Below are 23,093 nucleotides of genomic sequence, written 5' to 3'. Positions count from 1 at the left end.
TTCGTAAAAATAGAAAATTTGAATCGGTTTTAAGGTCATAATTCTAAGGTATTAATCTTAATTTATGCTGTATGAACCATAGGAATTATCCTTTTATCTGTATTATTTGTTAGAATTCCTTTCATTCATTAGAATCAGTGTTTTCTACGTAAATTGTAACAAATTAGACAATTAAGTGACATACATATTAAAACCATTAATCAACCATGCTTAAACAGTTCATTTTCCTTCAATGGAAATCTTTTGTAAGGTCTGCATCCTTTCAAACAAATTTGGCTATGAAGATCTTTATGGGATTCATGGCGCTTTATTTCATAGGAATGTTTTCCCTGATGGGCGCTTTGTCTTTTAAGATTATTCAGGATCAATTACATCAGGATCCGCTCCGTGTCGTTAACAAAATTCTCTTCTTTTATTTTACGGTGGACCTAATGATCAGATATATGATGCAGAAAATGCCGGTAGTGAATATTAAACCGCTGTTATATATTCCGTTCAGCAAGAATAAGATTGTAACGTTCAGTCTTGGAAAGACGGTGTTCTCTTTTTTTAATCTCATACATTTCTTTTTCTTTATACCGTTCACTATTGTTCTTTTGGGTAATGGCTATCCGGTATGGCATGTACTGGCTTGGTTTGCCATGATCATATGCCTCATTTATTCGAATAATTTCATCAATGTTTTCCTGAATGATGTAGATGCTTTTTTCTATTCCTTTCTGGTGATCGTTATTGTATGTGGTGTATTGATGTACCTCGGTTATTTTGACATTACAAAATATACACATCATATATTCGATGCGGTTTATGATCAACCTTTACTCGTAGTCATCCCGATTGGATTCTTCGCCCTGCTATATTTTGCGGCGTTTAAATATTTTAAAAAGAATCTGTATCTGGATGCTGGGCTTTCGGTTAAAAAGCAATCGGTTTCTACCGAAAATCTTGACTGGCTCAATCGGTTCGGGAGTATCTCCACCTTTCTTAAAAATGATATCAAGCTGATAAAAAGAAACAAAAGGTCTCGTACCTCAGTGATCATGAGTTTCATTTTTCTCTTCTATGGGTTATTGTTCTTTACCGGTGCTATTGAGGCCTATGAAGGGCCTGTTTGGAGAATCTTTGCTGGTATTTTCGTTACAGGAGGCTTTCTGTTCACCTTTGGTCAGTTTGTTCCAAGTTGGGATAGTTCTTATTATCCCTTGATGATGAGTCAGAACATCCTGTACAGGGATTATCTGAACTCTAAATGGTGGCTGGTAGTGATGGCTACTGTTATTTCAACATTGCTGGCTAGTTTCTATCTGTATTTTGGCTGGGAGGTATACTCGGCAATATTGGTCGGGGCTATCTATAATATTGGAGTTAATTCTCATATTGTCTTATGGGGAGGAGCTTATATAAAAACACCTATCGATCTGACGTCCAATAAGAAGGCCTTTGGTGATAAACAAGCTTTCAATGTTAAGACCATGGTGTTGACATTGCCAAAATTGGTATTGCCATTGTTACTATATGCAATAGGTCACTATACGGTGGGTCCTGTTCTGGGCTATATATTGGTGGCCGGTGCAGGGGTGCTCGGATTTGCCTTTAAAGAAAAGGTCTTTAACCTTATCGAAGGGATCTATAAATCAGAAAAATATAAAACCATAGCTGCTTACAAACAAAAAAATTAATCATTATCATGATATACATTACCGAACTTTCAAAATCATATAAAGGTCAAAAAGTTTTAAATATTGAAGAGCTGGACATTCCAAAAGGTCAGAGCTTTGGACTTGTGGGTAATAATGGGGCTGGTAAAACGACCTTGTTCAGTCTTTTACTTGATCTGATTCGACCCACGACAGGCTTTGTTAAAAGTAAAGATGTCAAGGTGAATGAGAGCGAATCATGGAAACCTTATACATCGGCATTTATCGATGAAACGTTTTTAATTGGGTATTTGACGCCAGAAGAATACTTTTATTTTATCGGGGAGCTCAGAAATCAGAATAAAGCAGATGTCGATAATCTGTTAGCCGATTTTGAAGATTTCTTCAATGGAGAAATCATCGGAGTTCGTAAGTATCTTCGCGATCTTTCCAAAGGAAATCAGAAGAAAGTTGGGATCGTTGCATCGCTCATCGGCAACCCGGAACTTATTATACTTGATGAGCCTTTTGCAAATCTGGATCCGACCACTCAGATTCGACTGAAGAAAATTCTAAAAGAGCTGAAAATGACGAAAGATGTGACCGTTCTTATTTCAAGTCATGATCTGATGCATGTAACAGAGGTTTGTGAAAGAATTGTGGTGCTTGAAAAAGGGAATATGGTAAAAGATATACAAACTTCCCCCGAAACACTTAAAGATCTGGAGGCTTTTTTCTCCGGTGAGATCATGGTGTAAGGAGATTGTTGAACGGTTAAAATTTTCCGGTCTGCTGGCGCACTGGCAAGTGTCAATCCCTTACCTTCGGCGGCGTCGAGTGTGGTCGCTATTCAGGGCCTTTAACCAAAACACTGGAGTGACCTGTGTTGTAAGTGGCTTCGCGGGCTTAGGTTTTTATTATTCTGAAACATTTAATACGGCTATTTTCACGGGTAATTCTTGTGTCACCAATGTCGCCAGTGTCACCAGTGGAGGTTTTGCACACATTATCCTTCATCTCACAACACAAACTTCATATTTCTAAAAAAGAAATGTATTTTTACCGGGTATGGCAATAATCTGTTGATATTGCTGTTAGATAACGAATACCTGTTTGCCTTGAAGATTTCCTTAAATAGACGTATTTCAGTGATCCTGACGGGTCTTTTTGTGGTAGCATGTTCTACTAAAAAAGATGCGTTCATGAATAGGAAATGGCACGCTATGAATGCGAAATACAATGCGTTGTATAACGGTAAGAATGCGCTTTCTGAGGGGCAAGCTGATCTCATTGCCAACTATACAGATAATTTTTGGGATGTTCTTCCTGTCGAGCGGATGGAAGTCAGAGATGAAGTGATACTGGATGGTACCCAGCTTACACCAAATTTTGAACGTGCAGAGGAGAAAGCTACTAAAGCTATTCAAAAGCATGGTATGAATATAGGGGGGAGAGAAAAGAACAGTCAGATCGATGAGGCATATCTCCTCTTGGGAAAGGCAAGATATTACGATCAGCGGTTCATTCCTGCACTTGAAGCTTTCAATTATATACTCAATAAATATACGGATAGTGATATTATTAATCATGCCAGAATCTGGCGTGAGAAAACGAATATCAGGCTTGAAAACGATGAGTTGGCTTTGAATAATCTAAAAAAATTATTCAAATTGGCGAATCTCAATGATCAGGACTATGCAGACGCTTCTGCTATGATGGGCCAGGCTTATATCAACCTTAAATATCAGGATAGTGCGATTCAAAGGTTGAAAATTGCTTCTCATCTCACTAAAAATAATGAAGAGCGGGGAAGATATTATTTCATCATCGGTCAGTTATATAATCAACTGGGGCAACCCGATAGTGCAAATTATGCGTTTGATAAGGTTATCGACCTGAACCGTCGTACTTCTAGATCGTATTTGATCAATGCCGAACTTGAAAAAGTGAATAACCTTTACAGATCCGGTATTGATGGGGAGTTGCTGTTAGACCAGCTGACGGATCTTGAGGAAAATAGAGAAAACCGACCTTTTCTGGACAGGATCTATCGGCAAAAGGCTATGTATTTTCTCGATCGTGATTCACTTGATCTCGCCCGATTATATTTTAACAAATCACTTAGAAGGGCAACTACAGACAGTATCCTTAAGTCGAAGAATTATGAGGAATTGGCAGAAATGTATTTTGATGCCTCAGAATATGTGAATGCCGGAGCCTATTATGACAGTACCCTGGTTTTTTCCGATAAAAATACGACTAAGTATAGAGCACTGAGCAGAAAGCGAGATAATCTGGAAGATGTGATCAAGTATGAAGGAGTTGTAAAACGGAATGATAGTATTCTACATGTTTTGTCGATGCCCGTGGAAGAGATTGATTCTTATTATCAGGATTATATAGACTCTCTCAAATTGAAGGAAGAACTGGAGGCTGAACGAAAAGAACTTGCGGCACTTCAGGAACAGAATAAGGCTACCTTTCAAAGTGGACCTTCCGTTGGGCAAAAATCTGATGTTTTCTATTTTTATAGTCCTCAGATCGTCGCTTATGGAAGGCAGGAATTTCAAAAGCGCTGGGGGAGCAGGGAGTTAAAGGATAACTGGAGATTCGCTTCAGGAGGAAAGCTGGAAACGTCTGTCATAGCCGGCACTGAAAGTGGGCTTGGAGAAATAACAGGAAGCAAATATGAAGTTGATTTTTATACCGCACAACTTCCCCAAACACCAGAGGAGATCGATAGTATCCAGGAGCAAAGAGACTTTGCTTATTTTCAACTGGGAATACTTTATAAGGAAAAATTCAGTGAATATTTACTTGCTTCTTCGAGATTTCAGGATCTATTGAGTTTTAATCCGGATGAGCGTTATGTGCTGCCTTCAAAATACAATTTATATAAGATCTATCAGGTGACAGGCTCTCCGTTGGAGGAAGGAATGAAAAATGAAATTCTCACCTCGCATCCGGATTCGCGTTATGCATTGATGATTTTGAATCCCAATGTGGTTTTACAGGAAGCAAATAGTCCTGATTCAAATTACAAGGAGCTTTATGAAATGCTAAATGATGAACGCTATGAAGAAGTTATAGCCAGGGCAACGGAGTATAGTTCAAAATACAATGGTGAAGATATCGCTGCAAAGTTTGATATGATCAAAGCAACAGCGTTGGGCAGGTTGCAGGGAATCGCTGTTTATAAAAGAGCCTTAAATGATATCCAGATGAACTATCCGGGTAAGGAAGAAGGCGAAAAAGCAGCGGAATTGCTTAAGACCACAGTTCCTCGTCTGGAAGCTTTGAGTATAGCTGAGGAGAATCCAAATACACCTGATTGGAAATTGATTTATCCTTTCCGGAAAAATGATACATTGGGGGTGAAAAAGCTCACTCAGAAAATAGAAAAATCAATGGAAGAACTGACTGCGCGAAAACTGCATTACACCCTGGAAGTTTATGATGCTCAAACTGTGTTTTTAGTAGTACACGAACTGGGTGATCGTTTAAAGGCGTTGGGGTATGCGGAGCTTATGAATATTAACAAAGATTATTTGGTTGATAATGAGAATTTTGTAATTTCGCGAAGCGCCTATAAAGCCTTACAAATACATAAGAATCTAAAAGAATACCTTACAAATACACAACAGTTAAACCCAAATCTAACTAATTAATCATGTTTGCCGAATCAAAAAAAGCTAAAATGGAACCAACTACCGGATTAACCAACAGAATTGCAGAGAACACGAAGATTAAGGGAGATATTACCTCAGAAGCTGATATCCGAATCGACGGGGAATTAGACGGTAGTGTGAATACAAGCGGTAAGATCGTGATCGGAAGATCAGGTAAAGTTACCGGTAAAATCAATTGTGCGAATGCCGACATCGAAGGTAAGTTCAACGGAGAGCTTAAAGTTGAGAATATCCTTAGCTTAAAGAGCTCAGCTGACATCGAAGGAGATGTTGTGGTTGGGAAACTGGCTGTTGAGCCGGGAGCTAACTTCAACGCTGCTTGTACGATGAAAGGGGCTGCTGTAAAATCTCTGAAAGGTGATGAAAAACAAGGATCAAAAGCCGAAAAATCCGCTTAAGAATTTTGCTATTTTTTCCGGTATTGCCATTCAGATGGGATTGACCATATTTCTCTTTGCCTGGTTGGGCAGATGGCTGGATGACAAATACAATGACGGAAATAAATTATACCTTATAATTCTCACCCTTTTAGGGGTGGGAATTGCGATTTATGCGGTCATCAAACAACTGAATAACCTGCAGGATAACTAAGCACATGCCTTCTTTTCTAATACGTTTTCTACTGGTTTTTCTGGTCACAGGTTTCGTGGCTTTTGGATTGCATAAGTATGTACTTGATCTTCTTGGTGTGTCTACGGCAGGACTATACCTGCCTGCGGCCTATATTATCAATGTGATTCTCGCAGCAGCTATTGTGACAATCATTTTTATTTTCCGAAAAAGATTCTTCTCGCAGATAGGCTTCTTTTTTCTTGGGGGAAGCATGTTGAAATTTCTTGTATTCTTTGTTGTTTTTAATCCGCGGTATGGAGCTGATGGTCAATTAGACCGCCTGGAGTTCCTGAGCTTTTTTATTCCTTACGGCGTCTGTCTCATGATCGAAACAATCGCAGTGTCAAAACTGTTAAATAATACTTCGGAAGATAACTAATTTGTAGTCAGGCAACAATGCGCCTAATAAAACAATAAAAATTGTTTTTGTTTTTCATTTAAAGCATTACATTTGCACCGATTTTTAAGCCACCATTATTAGAGTGATATGCGAAGAGAATTTTTTGAAAAAATCCTTGTAATTGTATTAGTATTATCCCCGTTTTTTACCTGGGCACAACATGAATTAGAAGGAATTAGTACCGGAACCGAATCTCAAAGAGAGGATATTAAGGCGTTTATAGACCATCACCTTTTAGATTCTCATTATTTTACCTTCACTGAAGATGAGGAAACCGGAACACATTATGGTATTCCGTTACCCGTGATTTTATGGGATAATGGACTTAAGGTTTTTTCGGCTTCTAAATTTCACCATGGAGAGGAAGTAGCTGAGGTTGGCGGAGAATATTACACGCTATATCACAACAAGATCTACAAAACAGACGCAGAAGGTACGATTACCTATGATGAGGATCATCACCCGTCAAATGCGAAACCACTTGATTTTTCGATCACCAAGAATGTTGTTACTATGGTGTTGGTTTCAATATTGATGTTCCTGCTTTTCGGAGGTCTTGCTAAAAGTTATACTAAGAATGGAGGTATGCCTAAAGGTGTTGGGCGTTTCTTTGAGCCTTTAGTGGTTTTTATCAGAGATGATATTGCTATTCCTAATATCGGAAAGAATTATAAGAAGTATATGAGCTTCCTGCTTACGATCTTCTTCTTTATCTGGTTCCTTAACCTTCTTGGGATGACACCTCTGGGGGTAAACGTTACCGGAAACATCGCGATCACTTTTGCGCTTGCGATGCTTACCTTCCTGATCACAACATTTACCGCAAATAAAAATTACTGGGGACACATCTTCTGGATGCCAGGTGTTCCTAAACTGATGCGTATCGTACTTGCGCCGATCGAGGTGTTGGGTATGTTCATCAAACCATTTTCACTGATGATTCGTCTTTATGCAAACATGACCGCTGGTCACGTTGTATTGATGAGTATTATAGGATTGATGTTCCTGTTCAAGAACTGGATCGGAAGTTCATTGTCATTTGGTCTTGCATTTGCCCTTTCTATTCTGGAGCTTTTGGTGGCGGCCCTTCAGGCGTACATCTTTACTATGCTTTCAGCGCTGTATTTCGGAATGGCGAATGAAGAACATCATGACGAGCATCATTAATAAATTGAATGTTTAATTTTTAATTATATAATTATGGAAATCCCAACTATTGTAGGAGCTGGTTTAATTGTAATAGGAGCTGGTCTTGGTATCGGTAGAATCGGTGGTCAGGCTATGGAAGCTATTGCACGTCAGCCAGAGGCTTCAGGTAAGATTCAGACAGCTATGCTTATCGCTGCCGCTCTTATTGAAGGTATTGGATTTGCTGCTCTTTTCGCAGCGTAAGGAATTTTTAAACAAATAGCTGCAACGGTTGGTTGTAGCTATTTGTTCAATAACGAATTAAACATTTTTAATAGAAATATTTCATGGAAAAGTTAATTGAGCAATTTTCATTCGGACTGTTTTTCTGGCAAATTATAATCTTTGTTTTGCTGGTTCTTTTATTGAAAAAATATGCATGGAAACCAATTCTTGATGCTGTTAATAACAGAGAGGAAGGTATTAGAACTGCATTACAATCTGCTGAGGAAGCACGTAAAGAGATGCAAAATCTTCAGGCAGACAATGAAAAGCTGCTTCAGGAAGCTCGTTCTGAAAGAGAAGCAATGATGAAGGATGCCCGTGAGATCAAAGAAAAAATGATCTCCGATGCAAAAAGTGAAGCTCAGGCTGAAGCTGATAAAATCATCAAAGCTGCTCATTCAGCGATCGAAAGTGAAAAGCAGGCTGCTGTAAACGATCTTAAAGATCAGGTGGCTAAGCTTTCTATTGAAATCGCGGAGAAAGTAGTGAGACAAGAACTTTCCGACAAGGATAAGCAAATAAAGCTGGTTGAGGGAATGTTGAATGACGTTACTTTAAACAACTAAGATACACATGATAGGTAGCAGAGCAGCATCACGATATGCTAAGGCAGTCCTTGAATTCGCAAAAGAACAGAACGTTCTGGATGCGGTTCACAAAGACATGACCGTTATCGTATCTAAAATGAACGACAATAAGGATCTTCAATTATTTATTGAAAATCCGATTGTGAAGACCGGTTTGAAAAAATCGGCGATCGAGAATGTCTATGGTGGGTTTTCAGACACGACCGAAAGACTTCTAGTGCTTTTAATGGATAATGACAGGTTGAGTCTTATCGGAGAGGTAGCTGAAAAGTTCCTGATACGTTATGACGAACTGATGGGTAATCAAAAGGCGGTTGTTACCACAGCGGTGCCTATCACTCCTGAACTGGAAAAACGCGTGCTTGATAAAGTAACCGAACTAACAGGTAAAAATGTAACGTTGGTTAATCGTGTTGATGAAAGTATCATTGGTGGATTTATATTACGTGTTGGTGATTTGCAATATAATGCCAGCATTGCAAGTAAATTGAACAATTTAAAAAGGGACTTCGTTAATAAAACACGTGTCGCTTAATAACAAAAAAAAAACAGGACCTTGTTGCGTTATCATAAAGGTCTGAAAATCTAAATATTTAATTAAGATGGCTGAAGTTAAAGCTGCTGAAGTATCAGCAATATTAAAAAAGCAACTATCAGGGTTTGAAGCTGGTGCTTCATTAGACGAAGTTGGTACAGTTTTACAGGTAGGTGATGGTATTGCCCGTGTATTCGGTATGAACAACGCCGAATATGGAGAGCTTGTAGCGTTTGAATCAGGTATGGAGGGTATCGTACTTAACGTTGAAGAAGATAACGTGGGTATCGTATTACTCGGTCCTTCTACAGAAGTTAAAGAAGGTGATACCGTTAAACGTACAGAACAGATCGCATCTATCAATGTAGGTGATGGAATGGTTGGACGTGTGGTTGACACGCTTGGAAACCCGATTGATGGTAAAGGTCCTATCAGCGGACAGCTTTATGATATGCCACTGGAGCGTAAAGCACCTGGGGTTATCTTCCGTCAGCCTGTAAATGAGCCACTACAAACAGGTATTAAATCTGTCGATGCCATGATTCCGATCGGAAGAGGGCAACGTGAGCTTGTAATTGGTGACCGTCAGACTGGTAAAACTACCGTTTGTATCGACACCATCATTAATCAGAAAGAATTTTTCGATGCCGGTAAACCGGTATATTGTATATATGTAGCTGTTGGACAAAAAGCTTCAACAGTTGCTCAAATCGCTAAGACACTTGAAGATAAAGGTGCATTAGCCTATACTACTATCGTTGCTGCAAATGCATCCGATCCTGCTCCTATGCAGGTTTATGCTCCATTTGCAGGTGCTGCGATCGGTGAGTATTTCAGAGATACTGGTAGACCAGCTTTGATCATTTATGATGATCTTTCTAAACAAGCGGTAGCTTACCGTGAGGTGTCTCTTTTATTACGTCGTCCACCAGGACGTGAGGCATATCCAGGTGACGTTTTCTATCTGCACTCGAGACTTCTTGAACGTGCAGCGAAAGTGATCGCTGATGATGATATCGCTAAGAATATGAACGATCTTCCGGAATCACTGAAGCCGGTTGTTAAAGGAGGTGGTTCTTTGACCGCACTTCCGATCATCGAAACTCAGGCGGGTGACGTTTCTGCATATATTCCAACAAACGTAATTTCGATTACTGACGGACAGATCTTCCTTGAATCTGACTTGTTCAACTCTGGTGTACGTCCAGCGATTAACGTTGGTATCTCTGTATCGCGAGTAGGAGGTTCGGCTCAGATCAAGTCGATGAAAAAGGTAGCCGGTACATTGAAACTGGATCAGGCTCAGTTCCGTGAATTAGAAGCTTTTGCTAAGTTTGGTTCCGATCTTGATGCTGCAACTATGAGCGTTATCGGAAAAGGTCAAAGAAACGTTGAGATTCTGAAGCAAGCTCAAAATGACCCTTATACCGTAGAAGATCAGATCGCAATTATCTATGCAGGTTCTAAAAATCTACTTAGAGATGTTCCGGTTCATAAGGTTAAAGAATTTGAAAAAGATTACCTCGCATTCCTTAATACAAAGCATAGAGATGTATTGGATACATTGAAAGCGGGTCAGTTGACGGATGCGGTAACAGAAACTTTAACTGCAGTAGCAAAGGATCTTTCTGCGAAATATAAGGCTTAATTCAGAATACTAAGTTCTGAGTTATGGATTCATAATTCATAATACAACAAATGGCAAATTTAAAGGAAATAAGAAGCAGGATTTCATCGGTAGGTTCAACCATGCAGATTACCAGCGCCATGAAAATGGTATCGGCTGCTAAATTGAAAAAGGCACAGGATGCCATTACCGCCATGCGTCCTTATTCTGATAAACTTACTGAATTATTGCAGCAACTTAGCGCAACACTCGACGGAGATTCAGGTAGTATTTTTGCTGAAAAACGTGAGGTGAATAAAGTGCTTATCGTAGCCATTACTTCTAACAGAGGGCTTTGCGGTGCATTTAATTCTAATATCATCAAAGAATCACTTAGATTACGACACGAGCAATATGCTGGTAAGGAAGTGTCTTTTGTGACCGTAGGTAAAAAAGGGAATGACATTCTTAAGAAAACAGAAAACGTAATTCTTTATAACAACGGTGTATTTGATGATCTCAATTTTGAGAATGCTTCTGAAATAGCCGAAGAATTGATGAAATATTACGTAGAAGGAAAGTTTGATAAGATCGTTCTGGTTTACAATAGTTTCAGAAATGCTGCTACACAAATAGTCGAAGCAGAAGATTTCCTTCCGATCTCTTCAAAGGAAGAGGAGACTGTTACTGCCAAAGATTATATTTTTGAACCGTCGAAAGAAGAGATAGTGAAAACTCTTATTCCTAAATCTTTGAAGACACAGTTATTCAAAGCTTTAAGAGATTCTTTTGCTTCTGAACACGGGGCACGTATGACCGCTATGCATAAGGCAACAGATAACGCTAAAGACCTTAAGGCGGAACTTACATTGACATACAATAAAGCTCGTCAGGCAGCTATTACCAATGAGATCCTTGAGATCGTGGGTGGTGCGGAAGCCCTGAATGCTTAATAATATTTAGAAGAGAAAAGGCTCCTTTTTAAGGGGCCTTTTTTTTGTCTGTTATTTCCATAGGCAGTACTAATACCTTAGATTTTCTCCAAAGTCCTTGCGGTCGATGACTTTTTTATATACCTATAAAGAGAATATCATTACTACAACAGGAATTTAATACGGCAACATGTACCACGGCTGTCATCTTGAGTACGGATCGTTGCTTCTCAACAGGTAAAAGTGAATGGAAGCACTATGCTTTCTCCAGTTCCAGGGTACTATTTTGGCACAATAAATGTATTTTTATAGTAAAACGCTTATCATGAAATCACCATATGCAATAGTTTATACATTTATCTTTTCATTGGTTTTGGGAGGGTGTGCTGCTTCGCAAACCTTAACACAAGATCCTCCTTTTACCTTAGGCGAGGTGAAGAGTGAGCCCTGGACAGCAGGAATTGATTCTGTCTTGCACGGAATAAATTTTTATTTACCGGTTTTTGAGGGTAAGGAAGTTATGTTGGAAGAGCTTTACTATAACGATCATCGAATTATACTTCAACGTTTTCAAAAAGGCACCTATTTAGTTTTTAAAGGGCGAATCATAGATGAAGCTCCTTATGATATCAATATGGATGCAAATGCCGTACAGGAATTTGGAAATCGCCCACCAAAGATTAAAGAAACGCTCCCTTTTACTTTGAAAAAAGGGGAGGCAGTAGTTAAATTTAACTTCGGGGGCAAAGAAGGTTATTATAAAATTCAGGAAATTATACCATCGTCTGCAATACATTATGAAGAAGAATCCAGAGTGCTTAATAATTGATTAATAGTATTGTTCCCTCTTTATAAAATCGATACTTTAGCACCTAAACTTTTTTATTTTGAGTGCCCTTAAAAAACTTTTCAGGCATACATTCATCTATGGTATGGCAACGGTGTTGCCTCGAATACTCGGACTTATTCTAACTCCATTTTACACGTCACTTTTGCCCGAATCAGATTATGGTATTTATATCAGTTTGATGGTATATATGATTTTAGGTAACGTGGTGTTGTCTTACGGTATGGAGACAGCCTTTTTTAGATTCGTCAATAAGAGCGAAAGAAAATCTGAAGTACAGTCTACGGCACTAACCGCTATACTGATTTCGTCGATAGTATTTTTTATAACTGCAATGTTACTAAGGAATCAGGTTGCTTTTTGGTTACAGTACGATGAATTGTTTATCGTATATGTGATCGGTATATTGTTCTTAGATGCACTTGCTGTAATTCCTTTTGCCTGGTTCAGAAATCAGGAAATGTCGATACGGTATTCGGTTATTAAAATACTAAGTGTTGTTATTAATCTAGGATTGAACTTGTTGTTCTTTTTAGGTATACCCTATCTTGTATCCAGTTATCCTGATTCTTCGCTGGTATCAATGGAACCTGCGAATAAAGTACATTATATCTTCCTTGCGAATATAATAGCGAGCTTTATTACCTTTTTAATTTTGCTTCCCCTTTATTTTCGAATCGGGGTTCGTTTAGATCGATACCTGCTTAAGAAAATGGTGAAGTATGCTTATCCGGTACTTATAGCCGGGGTAGCTTTTGCAATTAATGAAGGTTTTGATAAGCTTTTACTGCGTTACCTGTTGCCTGATTCAATTGCGGAAAGTGAAGTTGGGGTTTATGGGGCATGCTATAAACTGGGTGCATTTATGACGTTATTCGTGACAGCTTTTAAATTAGGTGTGGAACCATTTTTTTTCAGCCATGCCAACAAAAAGAATTCCAAAGAGACGTATGCTGCGATAACTTTGTACTTCACCATTTTCGGTTCGCTTATCCTGCTTTTTGTAGTGGTCTATACCGATCTTTTCAAGATGCTTATGTTACCCGATCCATCCTATTGGCGTGCGCTTTGGGTGGTGCCGTTTATTCTGTTGGCAAATCTCTGCCTCGGGATCTATCATAATCTTTCCGTTTGGTATAAGATCACCGATAAGACCATGTATGGTGCAGTGATTTCAGTGATCGGTGCCCTGATCACTTTAGGAATCAATTTTATGCTTATACCAGTGATCAGTTTTAAAGGCTCTGCTATCGCAACCCTTGCAGCCTACGGAAGTATGATGGTAATTTCTTATTATTTAGGAAGCAAAAAGTATCCGATTCCCTATGATCTGAAGAAGATCGGAATCTATCTTGGAGTATCCGTACTTTTTTCATGGCTTTCATTTTACGTTTTTGACAGAGATCTGATTATAGGAAGCGTTTTACTTTTAGTATTTTTGGCATTGATCTGGGTGTTGGAGTCGAAAAACCTCAGAACCATGATCAAAACTAGAACTTCAACAACTTTAAAAAGCCGTTAGAATTTTATGAAGGTTAAAATCATAAATCGTTCGTCTAATCCGTTACCTGAATATGAAACGATTGCTTCTGCAGGGATGGATCTTCGTGCAGAAATGTCAGAACCTATTGTTTTAAAACCATTGGAAAGAGCTATTGTTAAAACCGGACTCTTTCTTGAACTGCCTGTTGGATTTGAGGCTCAGGTCAGACCGAGAAGTGGATTGGCCGCTAAAAAAGGGGTCACCGTTTTGAATTCTCCCGGCACAATCGATGCAGATTATCGTGGGGAAGTGGGAGTGATTCTCGTTAACTTGTCTAATGATGATTTTACAGTGACTCATGGAGAGCGTATCGCTCAACTTGTGATTGCTAAACATGAACATATCCAATGGGATGAAGTTGAGATCCTGTCTGAAACATCACGTGGTGAAGGTGGATTCGGCAGTACTGGAACTAAGTAATTCACCACATTAAACTAACTGGAATGAAAATAATTGTACCGATGGCCGGACGTGGATCCCGATTACGTCCGCACACCCTTACCGTACCTAAACCTTTGATACCGATCGCCGGAAAGCCCATTGTTCAAAGGCTGGTCGAAGATATTGCAAAAGTACTCGATCAAGAGATCGACGAGATCGCCTTTATCATTAAGGATGATTTCGGTCAGGAGATCGAAAGTAAACTGATGGAGATCGCTAAGGCGCAAAATGCGAAAGGAACAATTTATTATCAGGATAAACCTTTGGGAACCGGTCACGCCATTATGTGTGCAAAAGATTCTCTTTCTGGCCCGTGTGTAATTGCCTATGCAGACACCCTTTTTAAAGCTGATTTCGATCTCGATCCAGAGGCAGATAGTGTTATTTGGGTGAAGCAGGTAGCAAATCCGCAGGCATATGGTGTTGTACAACTTACGGATAACAGTCAGATCACCGGGTTAGTCGAAAAGCCAAAAGAATTTGTATCTGACCTTGCTGTGATCGGAATATATTATTTTAAACAGGGCGAAGTGCTGAGAGATGAACTACAGGGAGTTCTCGATAATAATATAATTCATGGTGGTGAATATCAGATCAATGATGGAATTAAATCCATGATGGAAAAAGGTAAGATTTTTGTTCCGGGAAAAGTGGATGAATGGATGGATTGCGGAAATAAGAACGTAACTGTTGAAACGAATTCCCGAATGCTTAACTTCCTGCATGAAGATAAGGAAGTGTTGGTTTCGGATTCAGTGACGCTTACCAATTCGCAAATTATACCTCCCTGTTATATCGGTGATGGTGTAGTGCTCGAGAATTCGGTAATAGGTCCCAATGTATCGATCGGAGACAATACCATCGTTGAGAATGCCACTGTTAAAAACAGTCTTATTCAGACAAATGCCACTGTAAAAAATGCTAACTTAGACAATGCGATGATCGGAAATTATGCGGTCTTTAATGGTGATTTTACAGATGTTAGCATTGGAGACTATTCTTCACTGACATAAAGGGAGTGGGGTAATCGGTCTGAAGATTAAAAATGAAAGGAATGAAGATTGTAAAAAGTATAAAGCAATTGATTATACCGGTGATAATCGCCATTCCTTTCTATGCGCTTTCACAAGAGGAAAAAGAAAAGAGTGATGAGATCTATCAGGAGGCCTATACCGATGCCTTCCAGGATAATTTCTTTGAGGCTTTGAGAGCTAAAGGAATTGAAAATTACGATAAGGCTATCGAGTTCCTTATGGAATGTAAAAAGCTGGAACCGGATAGTGTGGTCGTAGATTATGAATTGGCCAGAAATTATTACCTGATGCATAACTATCCGGAAGCTGAAAATCATTATACGATTGCACTTCAGGGAGAACCAGGAAATAAATGGTACCTGAACGGATTGCTGGAAGTTTACAGAGCGATGCATGATCTGGAGAAGGCTATTGAGGTGGCTGGCAGACTCACTGAAAATCATGGTGAATATTTCCTTCCTCTGGCAGAACTCTACGTGGAAAAAGGGGATTACGATAAGGCTAAGAATGTTATAGATTCCTACGTGAACAAATTTGGGGATAGTAGTGAGTCAAAGATTCTGAGGCTTAAGGTGGATAGACTTATCTCATACAGTAAATTTCAGAACGCTGTTAGTGAACCGGAAGAGGCAAAAAGTATTGAGGAATCACCTTTGGAAAAATACCGCTCAAAACTTTCTTCGTTATATGGAAGTGGGGAATACGCTGAACTTCTAAAAAATAGTAGTGAAGCCGTTGACAATTTTCCAGCGCAACCTGAGTTCTATTACTACAAAGGAGTTGGACTAAGAATGACGGGTAATCCGGATCTTGCGGTGGAGACCCTTGAAGAAGGATTAGATTATATTATCGAGGATGAAGAGCTGACCCGTAAATTCTATGAAGAGCTAATCGCTATTTTTAAAGCGCTCAACAACCAAAATAAATTGAAAGAATATCAAAATAAATTAAAAGAAGGCAGATTATAAATGGTTTATAATAAAAGAGTTTTCGGAATACTTTTGATCGCAATCTCGATGTTCATGATCTCATGTGGTTCGAAAAGAGTTCTGGAAGCGGGAGAATTGAAAAGCGATCTGTCTTCCCGTGGAATTATTAAGAGGCATTACGATAACAAACTTGATTTTAATACGATTAGAGGACGCATAAGAATTGATTATTCCGAGGGGGATGAAGGTTCGAAATCCTTTACGGTCAGTCTTCGAATGCAAAAGGATAGTGCTATTTGGATAAGCGCTGCACTTTCGGTAGTTAAAGCTTATATCACTCCGGAGAGGATGAGCTTTTATAACAAGCTCGACAATACTTATTTCGAAGGGGATTTTGAGTATCTGAGTAAATTATTGGGAACGGAAGTAGATTTTCAAATACTACAAAACCTTTTGCTGGGTCAAAGTATCGTTGATCTTCGGGATGAGCCCTATTATGCGTCAATAAGTAATAATTATTATCAACTCAAGCCAGAAACACAAAAGGCTTTGTATAAAACGCTCTTTCTTTTAGAGCCTGGTAATTTCAAAATGGCGATGCAACAGATTTCTCAACCAGAGAGTGGAAGATTGCTTAATATTGCATACGAGAATTATCAGAATGTGAATGGCAGGATCATTCCCAATAAGATTCGTATTATTGCCGAAGACGGAAGTGTTCAAAACCGAATAGATATAGAATATAACAATATAGAATTTGATCAGCAGTTATCATTTCCATATAAGATCCCTAATGGATTCAGGCAACTAACGCTTGATTAAAAAATGAAGAAAAGCTTTTCGTTAATATTATGTGTTTTTACTGCCCTGATCTCTCTTACCAGCCTGCAGGCTCAATCTGATGAGCAAAAGGAACTGGAAGCCCGGAAAAACAGGTTGCAGCAGGAGATCACACAGATCAATTCTTTGTTGTCACAGCAACGAAGAGAAAAGAAATCTGTGCTTGAAGTTCTGGAAGATCTCGATCAGAAGGTAAGAGTGCGGAAGGAACTAATTAAAGTCACCAATCGCCAGACCAACCTGCTCAATCGTCAGATCAATAACAATTTAAATGAGATCAGTCGCCTGCGTGATGAATTAAAGGAACTGAAAGAGGATTATGCGGCGATGATCAGGAAATCCTATCGAAGCAAATCCCAGCAAAGCCGTTTGATGTTTCTGTTGTCTTCGGAAAACTTTCTTCAGGCGTATAAACGTCTGAAATATATGCAGCAATATGCCGGATACAGAGAGGAACAAGGGGAAGCTATTAAGAATACAACTGCAGAATTGCAAAAATTGAATCAGGATCTGGTTATTCAACGAAAAGATAAAGAAGCGCTGATCGCTGAGAATCGCAATGAGCAAAAGACCCTTGAGGATGAATTGTCATCACAGCAAAGTTTGATCGCTACAATCAAGTCGAAAGAAAACCAATACGCAGCACAGATCAGAAAAAAACAACAGGAAGCTGCTGAGATCGACAGACAGATCGATAAGCTTGTACGAGATGCGATCGCTAAATCGAATAAAGAAAAAGGAGGGGACGTAAAGTCATCCAGCTTTGCCTTAACTGCCGAAGCAGAGTTGGTCGGTAAAGGATTTCGAGAAAATAAAGGTAAACTTCCATGGCCTGTTGAGAAAGGGGTTGTTAAACTTAGATTTGGAGTACAACCACATCCTGTAGTAAAAACCGTTACCATTAATAGCAATGGTGTTAGGATCGTTACTGAAGAAGGTTCAAAGGCGCGCGCCATTTATGAAGGAAAAGTGCTTGCAGTGCAGGGACATAAAGGTGGAAATAAGGCTGTTTTGATACAACATGGAAATTATATTTCGGTTTATAATAACCTTGTCAGGGTATTTGTGAAGGAGGGTGATGAAGTAAAGACGAAACAGGATATTGGGGAAGTATTTACCAGTGCCTCCACCCATGAAACCGAGTTGCGGTTTATGATCTATAACAATGATAAGATCGATAATCCTGCTAATTGGATCTACCGAATGTAGTTTCTAAACCAATCTACCCCATTTGGGCATAATCCTATCCTTTTAATTTGTAGTTCGAAAGTGGTGTTTTTGATTTACTTCGCCCGCGAAGCCCTCAAAAAGAACTGATCCCGCTCCCGAATTATTGGAATACTTGCCGCAGCGCAAGCAGACCAGAAGATTTTAACCGGACTAAATATAAACCGAGTTTTAGTTATCTGTAAACAATGCCTTTAATTCAGTGGCATCATTAGGCTTCATCTTCCCTGCAAGAACAAGACTTAATTGTTTTCTGCGTAAAGCGGCATCAAAACGTTGTTTTTCCAATTCAGTCTCGGGTTCTAATGGTGGTACTGCTACAGGTTTTCCCATGTCATCTACAGCAACGAAGGTATAGATCGCTTCATTTGCCTTTGATTTCTGGCCGTTTTCGCGATCCTCTATCCACACGTCTATATAAATCTCCATAGAGCTCTTAAAAGCTCTTGAAACGCTCGCTTCAACGGTCACAACACTTCCTAAAGGGACTGCCCGGTTAAAAGCAACATGATTTACGGAAGCAGTTACGGTGACTCTTCTGGAATGTCTTCTTGCGGCAATACTAGCTGCCCGATCCATCCGCGCCAGTAATTCACCCCCAAACAGATTGTTAAGTGGATTGGTTTCACTAGGTAGTACCAGGTCAGTCATAACTGTACGTGAATCTTTAGGAAATTTTGCTTGCATCGCTTTAAAATTTTTGCAAAGATATCAGGTTGAGTCGCATTCTAAAATATATAACAGTAAAATCCCTCTTAATAATTCAATTTAAGAGGGATTATTTAAAATAGTCAGGTGTGTGTTAAGGTTAGTCCTTGTAGAAAACATCATTAAGGAAGTCGAGAATTCGGTTTAATGGGGTTATCGCATCTTTTTCAAAACTTACACCGAGGTATTCATTGCTGCCTGAATCAAGATAGGCATGTGGTCTGTCTTCGTATATCCAGAATTCTGAGGGATGACCTGCCTTTAGCAATGCTTCATGATAAGCTTTGATAGACTCCGGAGTGGTTGTGTTGTCTTTGCTGCCAACATGCAGAAACTGTGGAGGAAGTTTTCGTTGATTACTATCTGGAATTGTATACATTGGGGATACTTGCTTGTAATATCCAGGATTATCTATGGCATTGACGTCATTTCCGAATATCCCGCGGGGTTTACCACCTCCCATCTGCCAAAAGAAGTTGGAGGCGGATTCGAATCCGGTATAAGGTTTGCCATTTCCTTTATTAGCCGCGTAGATATCAACGGCGGGATAACTCAGGATAGCTGCCTGTACGATCGCGGCTCCTTCAGTTCTTAATTCTTCGGGGGTAGCACCGGATGGAATATAAGAGGGTGTAAATTCAAAATGGTTTCCATCGAAACCATGGCTACCCAAAAGTTCATTTCCATTAACCACCATAGCGGCCAGATGACCACCGGCACTATCTCCGGTAACAGCAATTCTGTTCGGATCGCCTTGATAGGAACTGATATGTTCCTTGACCCAGATCACCGCACCCAAAGCATCTTCTACTATACTATTCATGTTGGTTGTATTGTCATTTGCCGTTAATAATCGATAGTCAACGTTGCATACCACATAATTCCCATGAGAAGCGACGTAGCTTGACATTTGGTCCATGATCGATTTATTATTGATCAACCAGCCACCTCCATGGTAAATGATCAGCACGGGGTAGCTGGACATCCCCGAATCAGGAGTGTAAATGTCCATAGTAAGGTCGTATCCTTCAGGACTTGACCATTGTATGTCTTTTTTGATTTTTATCTCATGGGTTGTATCTGTTTGGGCGTACGTGAAAAACATTCCGCAAATAAACAATAAGGATAGTAGCTTTTTCATTTTGGATTATTCAGGTTTAAGTGTGTTGATCATTATTTGTGGTGCTAAAAGATCATTCGTTTTTTGCAGGGTAGTTGCAGAGAGATCAACTTTAGTTGAATCTAATATTTCATGAGCATTTTTTCCGATCTCGAAAGTGTATGAGCCACCCTGTAATAGCCAGGCATTCACATCTGAGTCATAATACCCCAGATCTTCTGTTGGTACGAGTAGTTCGATTATTTCAGAACTACCTGGTTCAAGGCTCGAGGTCTTAGTATATGCTTTTAACTCGCGCTTTGCTTTATGAATACCATTTTGCGGTGGAGATACATATAGCTGAACCACTTCTTTCCCGCTAAGCTTACCTGTATTAGTAACTCGAAGTTTTACTTTGATCATATTGTCCTCTTTTTCAATATTAAAATCCGCATAGTCGAATTGTGTGTAACTAAGTCCGTATCCAAATGAGTAGGAGGTGGCTACTTCAAAACTTTCAAAGTATCGATATCCTATATAAATATCTTCTTCATAGATCTCTTCAGAATCCTGACCAATCAGAGGGTTTGACGGTTTTGGGGCATTTGGATCGATTATATGACCCGGGAAATTTCGGGTTGAAGGAAGATCTTCCAGCGTTATTGGGAAAGTTACGGGTAATTTCCCACTTGGAACTACCGATCCTGACAATATATCAGCAGTAGCATTTCCACCTTCCTGACCGGGTTGCCATATCACTAAAATACCATCGGGTAAAGATTTCCAGCTGTTGGTTTCTATGACACCACCGATATTCAGGATAACGATCAGCTTTTTATTTTCTCTTTGAAAGGCGTCGGCTACCTGGCTGATCAAGGTTTTTTCAGTTTCGGTTAGATAGAAATCACCATCTTTCTTACGATCTTCGAACTCGCCGGAAGTTCTGCCTAGTGTTAGAATAGCAATGTCATTGTTTTTAGCAGTATTGGAAAGCGAAACTTTGTCAAATGTTTTTTCGGCTACAAGAATATCTTTTTCAAAGAAGAATTTCTTTGGAGGCATTTTGGCTTTTTCGGCTTCGATGTAGTTTTGATATGCTGTTGCGAGGTTTTGATCGATGATATATCCTTTATTTTTCAGACCTTCATAGATCGAAACCATATACGCTTTATTGACATCGCCACTTCCGGTTCCTCCTGCAATAGTTTCAAAGGAAGTAACGCCATATAAAGCGATTTTAGAATTGGTTTTTAGCGGTAGGGCATCATCATCATTTTTAAGTAGTACCATACCTTCTGCAGCGGCGCTGCGAACTATTGATTTATTTCCTTCGAGATCGGGTTGATTGGTTACCGGTAATCGATTGTAGGAAGAGGTTTTTAGATATTGGTTGAAAATATGCCTGATATTTCTGTCTAATATTTTTTCATCAAGCTCTCCGTTTTTTACTGCATCGATCAGAGTGGTGGCTTGATCTTTAGTTCCGGGCATGAGAAGATCATTTCCCGCTTTCATCTGTGCGACCGCATCTCTTCCTCCAAACCAGTCGGTCATTACGAATCCGGTATAATTCCATTCATCTCTCAGAATATCGGTAAGCAATTCTTTATTTTCTGAACTGTACGTACCATTGATCTTATTATAGGAAGACATTACGGCCCATGGGTTCGATTTCTCAATGGCGATTTTGAATCCTTTCAGATAGATCTCCCTGAGTGCGCGTTCACTGACAATTGTATTGAGTGCTGTTCTGTTGGTTTCTGAATTGTTGGCGACAAAATGTTTGATAGTAGCCCCAACTCCTTCTGATTGAACTCCGTTTACAAATGCAGCAGCCGTGTTTCCGGATAGTACCGGGTCTTCGGAATAATATTCAAAATTTCTCCCTCCTAATGGGTTTCTATGGATGTTTAGTGCTGGTGCTAAAAGAAAATCAACACCATACGCTTTTCCTTCACGCCCAAAGGCCGCACCCACCTGCTGGATTAATGGTCTGTTCCAGCTGGAAGACAAGGAGCTTGCTGTTGGAAAAGCCGTGGCATAATACGTGCTGCCGGGTGTGTCTGTTCGGGTGGGATCAATCCTGATGCCGGCTGGTCCGTCTGCAAAAACAATGGCAGGAATATTTAATCGGTCAACTGTAAAACTGGTACCGGCTGCACCGGGTACTTTATTCTTTGTAGATCCTACGGTGGCCTGAACTGGGGTGTTATCCATATCCATACCTGGGATGTCCATGCCGCTTCCGATTACAAGGTAGACCTTTTCCTCCAGGGTAAGTTTCGATAGAAGATCATCTATCTGATCGTTTTTCGTTTGTGCGTGTAGGTGCACTATTCCTGCGAACAGGAAAAGAGAGAATAAATATTTCATAATTGCAGTGTCTATTTATATCAAATATGTCAATTTTATGGGACAATAAAATTGACATTTATCAAAAAATAAGGTTTTAACTGCGAATTCTGGAAAGTGTTTCTGAAGTAATACCTAAGAATGAAGCGATATGCTGTAAATTTGCAAATTGAAGTATTTCCGGTTGCTCTGTTACTAGGTTTTGATAGCGTTGTCTTGCAGTTTCGAATTGCATGGAGTCCATTCTTTTTTGGGAAAGCTTTAGAGAACCGGAGAGAATATTTATAAAAAGGTTGGCAAATTCAAGATCTGAATGTATAAGTTCATCTATGCCTTTTCTGGATAGTTGTATAACAACAGAATCCTCCAGTGTTTCTATGGAAAGATGACTTGGTGTTTTGTCGAAGAAGCTGGTGATTGAAAAGCAAAAGTGCTTTTCAGAAGTAAACCACTCCGTTATTTCCTTATCATTCTTGTAATAATAAATTCGGTTGCAACCTTTGTACATGAAATAGATATGGTTACAAGTTTCTCCGGTATGCAAAATGTGTTCACCTTTTTTGAATTCTTTAATGGTGAGATGGGATTCGATTTTTTTTCTGCATAATTCTCCAATCGGACTGATAGAGCCGAGTATATTGAAGTATTCAGAAAACATCGTA

At 39.4% G+C, this 23,093-nt stretch carries 23 protein-coding genes; 19 read left to right on the top strand and 4 right to left on the bottom strand.

From position 1 onward, the window contains the following. Window positions 1-206: 206 nt before the first annotated feature. From DMZ48_RS01705 to DMZ48_RS01615, 19 genes are all read left to right on the top strand, one after another. The gene (locus tag DMZ48_RS01705; RefSeq protein WP_143953368.1) at window positions 207-1,679 is read left to right on the top strand and encodes a DUF5687 family protein; all 1,473 of its coding nucleotides are present in this window, start codon (window positions 207-209) and stop codon (window positions 1,677-1,679) included. Window positions 1,680-1,687: 8 nt separating this feature from the next. Further along, entirely contained in the window at window positions 1,688-2,395 is a 708-nt protein-coding gene (locus DMZ48_RS01700) for an ABC transporter ATP-binding protein (protein ID WP_143953367.1), read from the top strand. Window positions 2,396-2,785: 390 nt separating this feature from the next. After that, a complete protein-coding gene (porW, locus tag DMZ48_RS01695; RefSeq protein ID WP_479685354.1) occupies window positions 2,786-5,305 on the top strand; it encodes a type IX secretion system periplasmic lipoprotein PorW/SprE in 2,520 nt (839 codons plus the stop codon). Window positions 5,306-5,307: 2 nt separating this feature from the next. Further along, on the top strand, window positions 5,308-5,724 hold the full coding sequence (locus DMZ48_RS01690; protein WP_143953365.1) for a bactofilin family protein: 417 nt from the start codon (window positions 5,308-5,310) through the stop codon (window positions 5,722-5,724). Further along, the gene (locus DMZ48_RS01685) at window positions 5,687-5,917 is read left to right on the top strand and encodes an AtpZ/AtpI family protein (protein WP_143953364.1); all 231 of its coding nucleotides are present in this window, start codon (window positions 5,687-5,689) and stop codon (window positions 5,915-5,917) included. The genes DMZ48_RS01690 and DMZ48_RS01685 overlap by 38 nt, the downstream gene beginning before the upstream one ends. Window positions 5,918-5,921: 4 nt before the next feature. Further along, window positions 5,922-6,317 carry a DUF6168 family protein gene (locus DMZ48_RS01680; protein ID WP_143953363.1) on the top strand — a complete coding sequence of 132 codons (396 nt, stop codon included), beginning with the start codon at window positions 5,922-5,924 and terminating at the stop codon, window positions 6,315-6,317. A 108-nt stretch (window positions 6,318-6,425) separates the two neighbouring features. After that, a complete protein-coding gene (atpB, locus tag DMZ48_RS01675; RefSeq protein WP_143953362.1) occupies window positions 6,426-7,505 on the top strand; it encodes a F0F1 ATP synthase subunit A in 1,080 nt (359 codons plus the stop codon). Between the two features lie 33 nt (window positions 7,506-7,538). Further along, entirely contained in the window at window positions 7,539-7,730 is a 192-nt protein-coding gene (atpE, locus tag DMZ48_RS01670) for an ATP synthase F0 subunit C (RefSeq protein ID WP_117158138.1), read from the top strand. Window positions 7,731-7,813: 83 nt separating this feature from the next. Next, window positions 7,814-8,317 carry a F0F1 ATP synthase subunit B gene (locus DMZ48_RS01665; RefSeq protein WP_143953361.1) on the top strand — a complete coding sequence of 168 codons (504 nt, stop codon included), beginning with the start codon at window positions 7,814-7,816 and terminating at the stop codon, window positions 8,315-8,317. 7 nt (window positions 8,318-8,324) lie between these two features. Further along, window positions 8,325-8,873, top strand: a complete 549-nt coding sequence (gene atpH / locus DMZ48_RS01660) for an ATP synthase F1 subunit delta (protein WP_143953360.1) — start codon at window positions 8,325-8,327, stop codon at window positions 8,871-8,873. Between the two features lie 67 nt (window positions 8,874-8,940). Further along, the gene (atpA, locus tag DMZ48_RS01655) at window positions 8,941-10,521 is read left to right on the top strand and encodes a F0F1 ATP synthase subunit alpha (RefSeq protein WP_143953359.1); all 1,581 of its coding nucleotides are present in this window, start codon (window positions 8,941-8,943) and stop codon (window positions 10,519-10,521) included. A gap of 50 nt (window positions 10,522-10,571) precedes the next feature. Beyond that, complete coding sequence (atpG, locus tag DMZ48_RS01650) at window positions 10,572-11,432, top strand: ATP synthase F1 subunit gamma (RefSeq protein WP_143953358.1); 861 nt, start codon at window positions 10,572-10,574, stop codon at window positions 11,430-11,432. Between the two features lie 304 nt (window positions 11,433-11,736). After that, on the top strand, window positions 11,737-12,240 hold the full coding sequence (locus DMZ48_RS01645; protein WP_143953357.1) for a hypothetical protein: 504 nt from the start codon (window positions 11,737-11,739) through the stop codon (window positions 12,238-12,240). 58 nt (window positions 12,241-12,298) lie between these two features. After that, entirely contained in the window at window positions 12,299-13,780 is a 1,482-nt protein-coding gene (locus tag DMZ48_RS01640) for a lipopolysaccharide biosynthesis protein (protein WP_143953356.1), read from the top strand. Window positions 13,781-13,786: 6 nt separating this feature from the next. Next, on the top strand, window positions 13,787-14,221 hold the full coding sequence (dut, locus tag DMZ48_RS01635) for a dUTP diphosphatase (protein ID WP_143953355.1): 435 nt from the start codon (window positions 13,787-13,789) through the stop codon (window positions 14,219-14,221). A gap of 23 nt (window positions 14,222-14,244) precedes the next feature. After that, complete coding sequence (locus DMZ48_RS01630) at window positions 14,245-15,255, top strand: sugar phosphate nucleotidyltransferase (protein WP_143953354.1); 1,011 nt, start codon at window positions 14,245-14,247, stop codon at window positions 15,253-15,255. 41 nt (window positions 15,256-15,296) lie between these two features. Then, window positions 15,297-16,244, top strand: coding sequence for a tetratricopeptide repeat protein (locus DMZ48_RS01625; protein WP_162558643.1), 948 nt, complete (start codon window positions 15,297-15,299; stop codon window positions 16,242-16,244). Next, the gene (gene lolB1 / locus DMZ48_RS01620) at window positions 16,245-17,027 is read left to right on the top strand and encodes a lipoprotein insertase outer membrane protein LolB1 (protein ID WP_242009074.1); all 783 of its coding nucleotides are present in this window, start codon (window positions 16,245-16,247) and stop codon (window positions 17,025-17,027) included. A 3-nt stretch (window positions 17,028-17,030) separates the two neighbouring features. Then, window positions 17,031-18,254 carry a murein hydrolase activator EnvC family protein gene (locus DMZ48_RS01615; RefSeq protein ID WP_143953352.1) on the top strand — a complete coding sequence of 408 codons (1,224 nt, stop codon included), beginning with the start codon at window positions 17,031-17,033 and terminating at the stop codon, window positions 18,252-18,254. Window positions 18,255-18,443: 189 nt separating this feature from the next. Here DMZ48_RS01615 and DMZ48_RS01610 read toward each other — a convergent pair whose 3' ends face one another. The 4 genes from DMZ48_RS01610 to DMZ48_RS01595 all read right to left on the bottom strand — a co-directional run bounded on the left by DMZ48_RS01610 (window position 18,444) and on the right by DMZ48_RS01595 (window position 23,089). Then, a complete protein-coding gene (locus tag DMZ48_RS01610) occupies window positions 18,444-18,959 on the bottom strand; it encodes an acyl-CoA thioesterase (protein WP_143953351.1) in 516 nt (171 codons plus the stop codon). A 121-nt stretch (window positions 18,960-19,080) separates the two neighbouring features. Further along, window positions 19,081-20,121 (bottom strand): alpha/beta hydrolase, encoded by a 1,041-nt coding sequence (locus DMZ48_RS01605; RefSeq protein WP_143953350.1) that lies wholly within the window; start codon window positions 20,119-20,121, stop codon window positions 19,081-19,083. Between the two features lie 6 nt (window positions 20,122-20,127). Beyond that, entirely contained in the window at window positions 20,128-22,452 is a 2,325-nt protein-coding gene (locus DMZ48_RS01600; RefSeq protein WP_199287921.1) for a beta-glucosidase, read from the bottom strand. 76 nt (window positions 22,453-22,528) lie between these two features. Beyond that, complete coding sequence (locus DMZ48_RS01595; protein WP_143953348.1) at window positions 22,529-23,089, bottom strand: Crp/Fnr family transcriptional regulator; 561 nt, start codon at window positions 23,087-23,089, stop codon at window positions 22,529-22,531. Window positions 23,090-23,093 lie beyond the last annotated feature (4 nt).

Source organism: Robertkochia solimangrovi, from assembly GCF_007279655.1.
GTDB lineage: Bacteria > Bacteroidota > Bacteroidia > Flavobacteriales > Flavobacteriaceae > Robertkochia > Robertkochia solimangrovi.
The sequence above is the reverse complement of the archived record's forward strand: the minus strand, read 5'-3'. Positions and strand labels throughout refer to the sequence as shown.

Excerpts from the sequence above, each read along its gene's own strand:
- DMZ48_RS01600 (WP_199287921.1), bottom strand. The coding sequence starts at position 22,452 with ATGAAATATTTATTCTCTCTTTTCCTGTTCGCAGGAATAGTGCACCTA.
- DMZ48_RS01690 (WP_143953365.1), top strand. The coding sequence starts at position 5,308 with ATGTTTGCCGAATCAAAAAAAGCTAAAATGGAACCAACTACCGGATTA.
- atpG (WP_143953358.1), top strand. The coding sequence starts at position 10,572 with ATGGCAAATTTAAAGGAAATAAGAAGCAGGATTTCATCGGTAGGTTCA.
- atpA (WP_143953359.1), top strand. The coding sequence starts at position 8,941 with ATGGCTGAAGTTAAAGCTGCTGAAGTATCAGCAATATTAAAAAAGCAA.
- DMZ48_RS01630 (WP_143953354.1), top strand. The coding sequence starts at position 14,245 with ATGAAAATAATTGTACCGATGGCCGGACGTGGATCCCGATTACGTCCG.
- dut (WP_143953355.1), top strand. The coding sequence starts at position 13,787 with ATGAAGGTTAAAATCATAAATCGTTCGTCTAATCCGTTACCTGAATAT.
- DMZ48_RS01705 (WP_143953368.1), top strand. The coding sequence starts at position 207 with ATGCTTAAACAGTTCATTTTCCTTCAATGGAAATCTTTTGTAAGGTCT.
- atpH (WP_143953360.1), top strand. The coding sequence starts at position 8,325 with ATGATAGGTAGCAGAGCAGCATCACGATATGCTAAGGCAGTCCTTGAA.
- DMZ48_RS01610 (WP_143953351.1), bottom strand. The coding sequence starts at position 18,959 with ATGCAAGCAAAATTTCCTAAAGATTCACGTACAGTTATGACTGACCTG.
- atpB (WP_143953362.1), top strand. The coding sequence starts at position 6,426 with ATGCGAAGAGAATTTTTTGAAAAAATCCTTGTAATTGTATTAGTATTA.
- DMZ48_RS01685 (WP_143953364.1), top strand. The coding sequence starts at position 5,687 with ATGAAAAACAAGGATCAAAAGCCGAAAAATCCGCTTAAGAATTTTGCT.
- lolB1 (WP_242009074.1), top strand. The coding sequence starts at position 16,245 with ATGGTTTATAATAAAAGAGTTTTCGGAATACTTTTGATCGCAATCTCG.
- DMZ48_RS01700 (WP_143953367.1), top strand. The coding sequence starts at position 1,688 with ATGATATACATTACCGAACTTTCAAAATCATATAAAGGTCAAAAAGTT.
- atpE (WP_117158138.1), top strand. The coding sequence starts at position 7,539 with ATGGAAATCCCAACTATTGTAGGAGCTGGTTTAATTGTAATAGGAGCT.
- DMZ48_RS01605 (WP_143953350.1), bottom strand. The coding sequence starts at position 20,121 with ATGAAAAAGCTACTATCCTTATTGTTTATTTGCGGAATGTTTTTCACG.
- DMZ48_RS01680 (WP_143953363.1), top strand. The coding sequence starts at position 5,922 with ATGCCTTCTTTTCTAATACGTTTTCTACTGGTTTTTCTGGTCACAGGT.
- DMZ48_RS01625 (WP_162558643.1), top strand. The coding sequence starts at position 15,297 with ATGAAGATTGTAAAAAGTATAAAGCAATTGATTATACCGGTGATAATC.
- DMZ48_RS01595 (WP_143953348.1), bottom strand. The coding sequence starts at position 23,089 with ATGTTTTCTGAATACTTCAATATACTCGGCTCTATCAGTCCGATTGGA.
- DMZ48_RS01665 (WP_143953361.1), top strand. The coding sequence starts at position 7,814 with ATGGAAAAGTTAATTGAGCAATTTTCATTCGGACTGTTTTTCTGGCAA.
- DMZ48_RS01615 (WP_143953352.1), top strand. The coding sequence starts at position 17,031 with ATGAAGAAAAGCTTTTCGTTAATATTATGTGTTTTTACTGCCCTGATC.
- DMZ48_RS01645 (WP_143953357.1), top strand. The coding sequence starts at position 11,737 with ATGAAATCACCATATGCAATAGTTTATACATTTATCTTTTCATTGGTT.